The organism is Lacrimispora sp., from assembly GCF_032078915.1.
Lineage (GTDB): Bacteria > Bacillota > Clostridia > Lachnospirales > Lachnospiraceae > Lacrimispora.
Window position 1 is genome coordinate 1 of record NZ_DAMAUN010000094.1, and the last position, 11201, is coordinate 11201.

Genomic DNA, 11201 nt, shown 5'->3' on the forward strand with positions numbered 1-11201 from the left:
CTTGGTGGGCTTTTTCCGGAATTTTACAAATACAGCCGCCGTATGTCCATTTAATACGGGTACCCGGATGCACTGACAGGTGATGACCGGTTCACTGGCTTTTACGATCTCTCCGTTTTCAATCTTTCCCCAGAGGCGAAGAGGCTCCTGCTCGCTCTTTTCTTCTTCTCCTCCGATATAAGGAATGATGTTTTCTACCATCTCCGGCCAGTCCTTAAAGGTCTTTCCTGCTCCGGAGATTGCCTGATAGGTCGTAGCCACCACTTCATAGGGTTCAAATTCCTTCCAGGCTGTCAAAACAGGTGCATAGCTTTGAATGGAGCAGTTGGGTTTTACCACAATGAATCCACGGTCCGTACCCAGACGCTTTTTCTGATCCTCAATGACTTCAAAATGCTCAGGATTGATCTCAGGTACCACCATAGGAACATCCGGCGTCCACCGATGGGCACTGTTATTCGATACAACCGGTGTCCCGGTCTTTGCATATGCTTCCTCAATGGCCTTTATTTCTTCCTTGGTCATATCCACAGCGCTGAAAACAAAATCAACACTGGCAGCAACCGTTTCCACTTCATTTACATTCATGACAGTTAGATTCTTTACGGCCTCAGGCATTTGAGTGGCCATTTTCCAACGGCCGCCCACTGCTTCCTCATAGGTTCTGCCAGCAGAACGAGGACTTGCTGCCACTGTTACCACCTCATACCATGGATGATTTTCCAGAAGAGAAATAAATCTCTGTCCCACCATACCGGTTGCTCCTAAAACGCCAACTCGCAATCTTTTTTCCATCGCTTTCTCCTCTTTTCTTTTCATTTTGTAATCTTATCATATGCTAAATTCTTAACTATCCTATAACAAAGTGAAAAAAAAATCAATATTTATTCGCCAGAAAAATACATTTGTGCGTCACACGCATACATTTCTTTAAAATGTATGCTGCAGTAAAGCATTAAAGGCGCACCTTGCTGCCCTTTCCGTCACGTTTTCCAATCTTCAGCCGGTTTAAATGAACCTCTTTTTCCTTGTAATGAATGATAGGATCCTCGCCTAAAAGATACACGTTCTCTAACTCCTCGCCAGGCGCCAGCTTGATTCCACGCACGCCTCTTGCATTCTTCTTCATCTCAGGAATCTCTTCCGCCTGGAAACGTAAAAATACGCCTGCCGACGTCTGCAGCACCACATCCGTCTGTCCGCCCACAAGCTGAACGCTGATGACACTATCTTCGTCCTGAAGCTTAGTGGCCGCTACGGTCCTGTTATTTGTCTCAAACTCTTCTCCCGGTACCAGTTTTACAAGAGCCTGTCTGGTAGCAAACAAAAATTTACGCCCTTTAAAGCCCTGTGCATGGCCCAGGTATATGATCTCTTCCCTGGTCCCATCAAACTTGCTTAAATTATCAATGGGCGTACCTTTATCCCGCAGCTTGCCGCCTGGAATATCCAGAACCTTCACCTGATGTAAGTTTCCCGTATTGGTAAAGATACATATTTTATCCGTATTCAAACAGTTTACCACATAAGGATTCTCTGTTTCAATGGTTTCTTTGTTTCTTTCATAAGTATTCTTATCAAGCACCTTACAGTAGCCAAAACGGTCCATGACAAAGGTGGCCTCTGATACGGTGACTGCATCTTCCACATAAACTGCTTCCCTGCCATCCTCAATCAGAGTTCTTCTTGGAGTCGCATATTCGGCTTTGATATTGTCTAAGTCTTTTTTAATGACCGCATCCATGTTTTTGCGGCTGGAGAGGATTTTTTCATATTCAGCGATTTTAGCCAGCGTTTCCTTATACTCCTTTTCCAGTTGGAGGATCTCTAAGCCGATCAGCTTATAAAGGCGCATTTCCAGAATGGCTCCCGCCTGTTTTTCCGTAAAGCACAGCTTTTTCGCATCCTCTTCAAATCCCTTGACCCGGAAATTTATATTAGAGATATCTCCGGTCATCAGACAGTGCTTTGCGTCTTTTAAGTTCTTGGAACCTCTTAAAACTGCGATGATCAAATCAATGATGTCGCAGGCTTTTATAAGGCCTTCCCTGATCTCTTTCTTTTCCAGCTCTTTTTCCAAAAGGGTCTGATATTTTCTGGTGGCATTTTGATATTGGAAATCCAGGTAATTTTTAAGGATTCCCTTTAAATCCAGGGTTTCCGGACGCCCGCCTGCAATGGCCAGCATGTTGACTCCAAAGGTATCTTCCAGCTTTGTTTTCTTATAAAGGATGTTGCGGATTTTCTCTACATCCGCATCCTTTCTCAGCTCCAGAACGATCCTGATCCCGTCTTTGTTGGACTGGTTGGAAATATCCACCACATCCGTAAGCTTTTTGCTCTCAACCAGGTCTGCCACATCCATCAGGAATTTATTAATTCCGGCTCCGACCATGGTATAGGGGATCTCTGTGATTAACAGTTTATCCTTATCTGCCTTCCGTTTTCCAAGCTCCACTTCTATTTTTCCTCTGAGCTTGATCTTTCCGACGCCGGTCTCGTAAATGGCAGGCAGATCACTTTTATTGGCTATGATGCCGCCAGTAGGAAAATCCGGTCCGGGCAGATATTCCATTAATTCCTTTATGGTAATATCCTGATTATCAATATATGCCCGTACCGCATCTATAACTTCCCCTAAGTTATGGGGAGGAATGCTGGTGCTCATACCTACCGCTATCCCCTCCGCCCCGTTGATCAGCAGGTTTGGAACCCGCACAGGAAGAACTTCCGGTTCCTTTTCCGTTTCATCATAATTGGGGACAAAATCAACTGTCTTATCCAAGTCCTTTAAATAGACTTCCTCTGCAAACTTCTCAAGCCTTGCTTCCGTGTAACGCATGGCTGCCGCTCCGTCTCCCTCAATGGAACCGAAGTTTCCGTGTCCGTCGACCAGAGGCATCCCCTTTTTAAATATCTGGGACATGACTACCAGAGTTTCGTAAATGGAGCTGTCTCCATGGGGATGGTATTTACCCATGGTATCGCCCACGATACGCGCCGACTTACGGTGGGGCTTATCATGGTTTAAACGAAGCTCGCTCATGTCATATAATACTCGCCGCTGTACCGGCTTTAATCCGTCTCTTGCATCCGGGATCGCTCTGGCTGTGATCACGCTCATGGAATAATTCATGTAGCTCTTCTGCATTTCCTCGGAATATTCTGTTTTAATGATTTTTTCTGCCATTACTCCTTCTCCTTACGCGTCAATCTCAGCTTCATCCGCATGCTCATAGATAAACTGCCGCCTTGGAGGCACATCGCTTCCCATGAGCATTTCGGTAATTTCCGAAGCCATACGGGCATCTTCGATTTCCACCTGTTTCAGCACCCGCCTTTCAGGGTCCAGAGTGGTTTCCCACAGCTGTTCTGCATCCATCTCTCCAAGTCCCTTATACCGCTGCAGGGTAAACTCTCCCGTATGGGTCCTGCGGTAGCGCTCCAGCTCCTTTTCATCATAAAGGTACTGTTCTTCTCCCCGCTTTGGCACTACCTTAAACAGGGGCGGCATGGCTATAAACACATGGCCGTTATAAATAAGCTCCGGCATAAACCGGTACAAAAAGGTGAGAAGAAGGGTGTCGATATGGCTTCCATCCACATCGGCATCGGTCATGAGAATGATTTTATGATACCGCAGCTTTGAAATATCAAAATCATTGCCGTATCCTTCTGAAAATCCGCAGCCAAAGGTATTGATCATGGTCTTTATCTCCCCATTGGCAAGAACCTTGTCCATAGAGGCCTTCTCTACGTTCAATATCTTACCGCGGATCGGAAGAATGGCCTGGTACTGCCTGTTGCGGGCCGTTTTTGCGGAACCGCCCGCGGAATCTCCCTCTACGATAAAAATTTCACATTCTTTTGCGTCCCGGCTTTCGCAGTTTGCAAGCTTTCCATTGCTGTCAAAGGAAAATTTTGACCTTGAAAGCATGTTGGTCTTTGCCTTCTCTTCTGCTTTGCGGATCTTTGCAGATTTCTCCGCACAGCTGATCACTGCCTTTAAGACTTCCAGATTTCGGTCAAAATACCGCTGCAGCTCATCTCCTGCCACCGTGAATACCGCCTTTGTGGCATCGGCGCTTGCAAGCTTTGTCTTAGTCTGTCCTTCAAAAATGGGATCCGGATGCTTTACTGCCACTACAGCCGTTAAACCGTTTCTCGTATCGGCTCCTGTAAAGTTGGCATCCTTTTCTTTTAAAATCCCCAGTTCTCTTGCATAGTTATTGATCATCTGAGTGAAGCGTGTCTTAAATCCGGCCAGGTGGGTTCCCCCTTCCTGGGTAAAAATATTGTTGCAGAAGCCCAGGATATTTTCTTCAAAGGTATCCACAAACTGCAGGGAAGCCTCCACTTCAACCTTATCCAGGGTTCCCTTAAAATAAATCGGATCGTGAATTGCATCTTTTCCGGCATTTAACTCCCTTACATAGGCGATGATTCCATCCGGTTCATGATAAATGACGGTTTCCTCTTCTCCCTGTCTTTTGTTGACATAGGTGATATGAAGCTCCGGATTCAAATACGCAGTTTCATGAAGACGGCTTTTTAACCATTCCGCTTTAAAACGGATTCTTTCAAAAATCTCCCCGTCAGGCAGGAAGTTGATTTCTGTTCCTGTCTCTTTTGTTTTTCCTAACGTGGGAAGCAGGCCATCCACCAGTTCTACCGTTGGTATGCCCCGCTCATATTCGTCGTAATGAATCAGACCATTCTTATATACTTTAATTTTCATGTGGGCAGACAGGGCGTTCACAACCGAGGAACCGACTCCGTGCAGGCCGCCGCTGGTCTTGTAGGCGTCATTATCAAATTTACCGCCTGCATGAAGGGTAGACAGTACAACTCGCTCCGCCGATATTCCCTTTTTGTGCATCTCCACCGGAATTCCTCGTCCTGCATCCTTTACGGTACAGGATCCATCTGCTTCCAGGGTGACCCATATCTGACTGCAGTAACCGGCAAGATGCTCGTCCACCGCGTTATCTACAATCTCATAAATCAAATGGTTCAATCCCTTTGTCCCAACACTGCCTATATACATGCCCGGACGTTTTCGAACCGCCTCAAGGCCTTCCAATACGGTAATACTATCCGCATTATACTGTGCTTTTGCCATGTTACTCCTCCACATCTGGTATTGTCATTTCCCATTATACAATGCCTTTTCCAGTTTTGGCAAGTTTCTGGTATTTTTTTTGCTAAATTCTTAAAAAAGTATTGAACTTTTCCAATACCCTATGCTATAATATAAAACGTATCAAATAAATTATGCAGATATAGTTCATTGGTAGAACATCAGCTTCCCAAGCTGAGGAGGCGGGTCCGATTCCCGTTATCTGCTCTAAACCTTTAATTTACAAGGAAAACGAGGACTTCCAAGATAACTTGGATAGTCCTATTTTTATGACTTGACACCACTTTGAGAATCAAAAAGATCGAATAAGATACACTTTATGGTTTACTATTGCCCGTTTCCGGGACTTTATAGAAAAACGCTGCTTACAATAAGCGAAAATAAAGGTAAGTAATGCGATTATGAACATACCAAAAGCCATAAGGTCTTTAAATTCATATTTCATCCGCACCATCTCCCATCTATGTAATGATGGAAGGCTAACGCTTACAAAGGAATAATCCCCAAATGCCCAAGCAATATCTTCAAACCAATTAAAACTAATATAATACCTCCGGCCAGCTCCGCTTTCGATTTGAACCTTGTGCCGAATACATTTCCTATTTTAACACCGACCATGGATAAGGCAAAAGTTATAATCCCGATAAAAGAAACCGCCGGAACGATGCTGACCTGAAGGAAGGCGAAGGACACGCCTACAGCCAGAGCGTCTATACTCGTGGCAAGGGCAAGGGGCAGCATCTCATCGGGCTTTAAAGTGGCTTCCTTGTTGTCAGGCCGCTTTCCTCCAGGGCAGTTTCTGTCTTTGCACGATTCAGCCGGACAGACTCTGTCAGGACAGCCCCCTTCTTTGAAACTTTCAAAAATCATTCTGCCGCCAAGAAAGCAGAGCAACGCAAACGCGATCCAATGGTCATAAGAGATAATCTTGTCCGCAAACCATGTGGCTGCAAAATACCCCATAAGCGGCATAACCGCCTGAAATATCCCAAAATACAGACCGACAATCATTGCCTTTTTTACAGTTGCTTTCTTCATTGTCAGACCGGTGCAGATTGCCACGGCAAAGGCATCCATAGACAGCCCCACTGCAAGAATAAAGAGTTCGATTAAATTCATTTTACTTCCTCCGTACCAAATCGGTTATTCAACAAAAAAAGACTCCCGTACAACCCTGTCAGGTTATACTTGAGCCAATATAAAGCAAAAGACCTATGTATAGCCTGGGCTATACATGAGTCTCGTTTTTTAAGACAAGCCAGACCAATGGTCAGTATGTTGACTTGACACGCGGCAGTCCGCGCAAACTACTCCCTCATGAGCTATTCTGTTGTGTTGGTAGTATAGCATGGGTATGCAGCCGCTGTCAATCTTTCTCATTTAATACCTTACCCGAAATCCGCTTTCTTTCACTGGCGGGATCTCTGCCGCCTGGAAGTTGTCAATCATAATGTAACGATCCTGCCTTAAATGGTCAAACAGGCGGTCTATTTCTTCTTCCCGCCCCTGAAGTTCCAATTCCACCCGTCCGTCATCTAAGTTTCTCACCCAACCGGTAAGGTTAAGGCCCCGGGCAAGCTGCTGGGTTCGGAAACGGAATCCCACCCCCTGGACCCGTCCGCTGACATAAACATGCTTTCGAATTTTATCCCATTTTTCCATCGCAATCACCTGCACCCTGATCTCCTCCGTGACAGGGTTTCTCCTTTATTTAATAATAGTCTCATCAATGGTCACATATATTTTATTATAAAAAACGAACTGGTTTCCCGGCTGAATATTATCGTAATTTTGTGTAAAAAACTCCTCAGTAATGAGCGTTCTCTCCTTGAATCTTTTACTAATTATAACTTTTTATGGGAGGTTTGGCAATCCTTACGCAATTTAAGTTTTTTTTCAAGTAGGGGTTGATTTTTTACCATTTAGCTGTTATACTATCAAAGGTTCAGGCCTTATAATAATATAACCGGATTGCTTCCGTAGCGCAGTTGGTAGCGCAACGCATTCGTAATGCGTGGGTCGGGGGTTCGAGTCCCCCCGGGAGCTTTATAAAAACCTCGTTTTTACGAGGTTTTTTCTTCATATAAAGAATTACTTACACGAAGCAATTGAAACTTTTTATGATTGAAAGGAGAAATTATGTTAGAGATCATTTTACCATTCGTTCTTACTGCTATAGCTGTAATTGTCCTGCTTGGTATCTTAGCAAGCGGATATGTAAAGGCTCCGCCTGACAGGGCTTTCATTATTTCAGGATTGAAAAAAGAGCCGAAGATTTTAATTGGACGCGCCGGAATTAAAATCCCATTTCTTGAACGATTAGATAAGCTTTACCTTGGTCAGATGACGGTGGATATCAAGACAGAACAATCTGTGCCAACAAATGATTTCATCAACGTGAATGTTGACGCTGTTGCGAAAGTAAGAATTGAACCAACGGAAGAAGGAATCAAATTAGCGGCTAAGAACTTCTTAAATAAAAACCAGGATCAGATTACCCAGGACTTACAGGATTCTCTTCAGGGTAATATGCGTGAGATTATCGGTACTCTTACTTTAAAGGAAATCAATACTGACAGAGATTCCTTCTCTGACCAGGTAATGGCAAAAGCATCAAAAGATATGAAAAAACTTGGGATTGAAATTGTATCATGCAATATCCAGAATATATCCGATGAGAATGGCCTTATTAAGGATCTTGGTGCCGACAATACGGCAAGAATCAAGAAAGACGCTTCTATCGCAAAAGCTCAGGCGGAAAGAGACATTGCAATTGCCCAGGCGGAAGCAGATAAAGCCTCTAATGATGCAAGAGTAATTGCTCAAACAGAAATTGCTCAGAAGAATAATGAACTTGAGATTCGAAAGGCTGAATTAAAGAAAGAATCTGACTCAAAACGTGCGGAAGCGGATGCAGCCTATGAAATTCAGAACCAGGAACAGCAAAAAACAGTTCAGACGGCTACAGTGAATGCCCAGATCGCAAAAACAGAACGGGAAGCAGAACTAAAGAACAAAGAAGTTGCCGTTATGCAGCAGACTTTGGAAGCCGAAATTAATAAGAAAGCCGATGCAGAACGCTATGCCGTAGAACAGAAAGCTTCCGCTGACTTAGCAAGAAGACAGCGCGAAGCGGAAGCAAAGAAATACGAGCAGGAAAAAGAGGCGGAAGCAAGAAAAGCCCAGGCAGAAGCAGAAAAATTCGCTATGCTCCAGGAAGCCGAAGGTATTAAAGCCAAAGGAGAAGCAGAAGCTGCTGCTATTCAGGCAAAGGGGCTTGCTGAGGCGGAAGCAATGGAGAAGAAAGCGGACGCAATGAAAAAATACGGGCAGGCCGCAATGATGGAAATGATTGTGCAGGCACTGCCAGAGATGGCAAAGGCTATTGCAGAACCATTAGCTGCAATTGATAAGGTTACTATCATTGACAGCGGGAATGGTGATACAGGCGTAACTTCCATGGGGAGCTATGTACCAGCTGTCTTAGCTAGGACGATTGAATCTGTAAAAGAAACAACCGGTTTGGATATCACAGAGATCATGAAAGCAAATACATATGATGCCAAGGTAACCAGAAATGTAAATATTACTGGAATTCCTGACGGTACAAATATTAATGAACCGGCAAACGAAGTAATTGTTGCAAACATCAGCAAGGATATTGCTGAAAGCACAGATAAAGAATAAAAACAAAAATAGAAAAACCATCCTTATACAGGGTGGTTTTTCTACTTTATTAATCTTATTTCTATCATATATCCGAACTTTTTTTCTTTTTTGCTTGATACATCTTTTCATCTGCCCTGCGTATAAGCTCCTCCGCAGTCATAGGAACGTCCTTCATGGTTTCTATCCCAAAAGAGATGGAAAGAGGAACCCCTTTTACAGCCTGGCTTACCGGCATCTGTTCAATTTCACTTTGTATGCCTTCTGCAATTTCACACGCCTGGTCTTCATCGACGCCGCTTAAGCAAAGAAGAAACTCATCTCCTCCATATCTTGCCGCCCAAACATCTTCATGAGAAATATTCCGGGAAATGACATCGCCTGCTTCTTGGATCGTTGAATCCCCCGCCTTATGCCCATAAAGGTCATTAATTGATTTAAAGTTATCAAGATCAATGAAGCATACGGACAATGGCTTATGCTTTAGCAAAGCATTAATAATATCAACCGGAAGGCGTTCATCCACAAAACGCCTATTATAAAGAGTTGTAAGCGGGTCTCTCACCGCCGCATCATTAAGCTCCTTTATAAAGCGGGAAAATATTTCTCCTTGGTTATAATCACCGTTCCCCACGAGCATTGTGTCGGTAGCATTTTTTAACAGCTCAAGTACCGCCGGGCTATCGGCGTTATCAATGGGAATAGCTGTAACAAGAAGAACCTCTTCCCTGCTTTTTTCCATTTTTACAAAGCTTTTATTTTCCTGATAAGCTCTTATGGATATACAGTTATCACAAATCCTGTCGTTTTCCCAATAATGATAGCATATATCCGGTGTTCCGGTTAACGATGACTGCCGGTAATCCAGCACCCTTTTGTGGAGCGGATCAACCAAACGTACGATATCATACATTTTATAAAAAAAGTCCAATTTGTCTTTTATCTCATCCAGCGAAATATTATCCATTTTAACCCCGTAATGCTTATAAATTTCTTATATGATTTATAAGCGGCAATATCGTTTCTTTATTTATAAAATCAACGCTTTTTCCGTAGCTTGCTAACATCTCTTTATTTTCGTCAGTCAAAGAATCCTGGTCCTTTTTTGCTGCCATCTTGCAGACAAGAGCCATCATTGTCCGATGCATGGGGCTGAGTTTAGAATAATCCATGGCCCCGCGTAAATGGAATAGTTTGATCTTATCCTGCATTTCTTCAGTAAGCTCCTTATTCAGGCTCTTTTTAATATGATCCGTATTGACCGTATCGGAAGGATCCGCCAGTCCGCAGGTAAAAAGCACCAGATTCTTGTTGGAGAACTTAGAGAAGTTCTTCGTCAATATCTTAATCCCGTTGACACCTCCGGCATACAGGCCGCCGCCTAAAATAATGGTATCATATGGCAAAAGATCACTGGCCTTTATATCTTTACCTTCAAACAGATCACAGGATAATTCCCCGGCGATCCATTCCGCATACTTTCTGGTCGCTCCATATTTTGATTGATATACTACCGCAATCTTCTTCATAACAGGCTCCTCCTATCTTCTTTATCTATGACAAACCTATGTATTTCCAATCGTTTTATACATCAATCAAAAAATAACGGCGCTCTTATTTTAAAACTGTCCCGCTTAACACAAAAACCCCCAGGCTGCTCCTGAAGGTTTTTACTATGACCTATCCGAGAATCGAACTCGGGTTTCCGCCGTGAGAGGGCGGCGTCTTGACCGCTTGACCAATAGGCCATTTACAGCATATTATTGATACAGAATCGAGGCGACAAGATTCGAACTTGCGACCTCTGCGTCCCGAACGCAGCGCTCTACCAAACTGAGCCACGCCTCGATTACGTTAGGTAGTATAATATAAATCCCAGCGAATGTCAACCTTATTTTCAAAATTTTTTTATTATTTTAAAATTCTGGAAAAATTTCAATAAATTTCTGTTACTATCTTGTCCGGAAAAGCCCCGGGCTTCAGAAGGGATCTTATCCCTCCTGTCAGCCTAAGTCAAACAAGGACAGCTGATTGGATTCCGGGAGTTCAAAAAGAAGTCCTAAGTCTCCCATCAAATCACATACGGTCTTACTGACCTTTGTCCTGTTTCTGAAATCTTCCCTTGATAAGAAAGCTCCATCCTTTACCGAATCCACGACGGCATCAGCCGCTTTTTCACCCAATCCGTCAATGCTGCTTAAGGACGGCATCAATTTGCCGTCAATGATCTGGAAATGCCTTGCCTTTGCCCGGTAAATATCGATGGGCATAAAGTCATACCCTCTGGCATACATCTCCTGTACGATTCTCATGTCCCTTAGGGTGTCCTGCTCTTTTTTGGAAAGAGTGTCGAACCGCTTTTTATAGTCGGCCAGATAATACTCCAGCTTATCCC

At 43.7% G+C, this 11201-nt stretch carries 9 protein-coding genes and 4 tRNA genes; 3 read left to right on the forward strand and 10 right to left on the reverse strand.

All coding sequences use genetic code 11. From position 1 onward, the window contains the following. The 3 genes from RT269_RS25110 to RT269_RS25120 all read right to left on the reverse strand — a co-directional run. Window positions 1–795, reverse strand: a 795-nt coding sequence (locus tag RT269_RS25110; protein ID WP_313186766.1) for an aspartate-semialdehyde dehydrogenase family protein, incomplete at its 3' end; no start/stop codon positions are given. 160 nt (window positions 796–955) lie between these two features. Further along, window positions 956–3190, reverse strand: a complete 2235-nt coding sequence (locus tag RT269_RS25115) for a DNA gyrase/topoisomerase IV subunit A (RefSeq protein WP_313186768.1) — start codon at window positions 3188–3190, stop codon at window positions 956–958. 12 nt (window positions 3191–3202) lie between these two features. Next, window positions 3203–5122 carry a DNA gyrase/topoisomerase IV subunit B gene (locus RT269_RS25120; protein WP_313186770.1) on the reverse strand — a complete coding sequence of 640 codons (1920 nt, stop codon included), beginning with the start codon at window positions 5120–5122 and terminating at the stop codon, window positions 3203–3205. A gap of 154 nt (window positions 5123–5276) precedes the next feature. Here RT269_RS25120 and RT269_RS25125 point away from each other — a divergent pair. Further along, window positions 5277–5347 (forward strand) — tRNA-Gly (locus RT269_RS25125). Window positions 5348–5626: 279 nt separating this feature from the next. Here the strand turns inward: RT269_RS25125 and RT269_RS25135 are convergent. Together RT269_RS25135 and RT269_RS25140 are read right to left on the reverse strand one after the other, a co-directional pair. Beyond that, window positions 5627–6259, reverse strand: coding sequence for a manganese efflux pump MntP (locus RT269_RS25135; protein WP_313186774.1), 633 nt, complete (start codon window positions 6257–6259; stop codon window positions 5627–5629). Window positions 6260–6520: 261 nt separating this feature from the next. Beyond that, complete coding sequence (locus tag RT269_RS25140) at window positions 6521–6802, reverse strand: acylphosphatase (protein WP_313186798.1); 282 nt, start codon at window positions 6800–6802, stop codon at window positions 6521–6523. Between the two features lie 311 nt (window positions 6803–7113). Here RT269_RS25140 and RT269_RS25145 point away from each other — a divergent pair. Next, window positions 7114–7186, forward strand: a tRNA-Thr gene (locus RT269_RS25145). A 93-nt stretch (window positions 7187–7279) separates the two neighbouring features. Next, window positions 7280–8827 carry a flotillin family protein gene (locus RT269_RS25150; RefSeq protein WP_313186775.1) on the forward strand — a complete coding sequence of 516 codons (1548 nt, stop codon included), beginning with the start codon at window positions 7280–7282 and terminating at the stop codon, window positions 8825–8827. Between the two features lie 64 nt (window positions 8828–8891). On the opposite strand, the gene RT269_RS25155 is transcribed toward RT269_RS25150, so the two are convergent. The 5 genes from RT269_RS25155 to RT269_RS25175 form a co-directional block, all read right to left on the reverse strand. After that, window positions 8892–9773 carry a GGDEF domain-containing protein gene (locus tag RT269_RS25155; protein ID WP_313186777.1) on the reverse strand — a complete coding sequence of 294 codons (882 nt, stop codon included), beginning with the start codon at window positions 9771–9773 and terminating at the stop codon, window positions 8892–8894. A gap of 16 nt (window positions 9774–9789) precedes the next feature. Further along, entirely contained in the window at window positions 9790–10335 is a 546-nt protein-coding gene (locus RT269_RS25160; protein WP_313186779.1) for a flavodoxin domain-containing protein, read from the reverse strand. Window positions 10336–10482: 147 nt separating this feature from the next. After that, window positions 10483–10554 (reverse strand) — tRNA-Glu (locus RT269_RS25165). A gap of 26 nt (window positions 10555–10580) precedes the next feature. Next, window positions 10581–10654: transfer RNA gene (locus RT269_RS25170), tRNA-Pro, on the reverse strand. 155 nt (window positions 10655–10809) lie between these two features. Further along, a partial coding sequence (locus RT269_RS25175; protein WP_313186781.1) for a helix-hairpin-helix domain-containing protein occupies window positions 10810–11201 on the reverse strand: 392 nt, incomplete at its 5' end.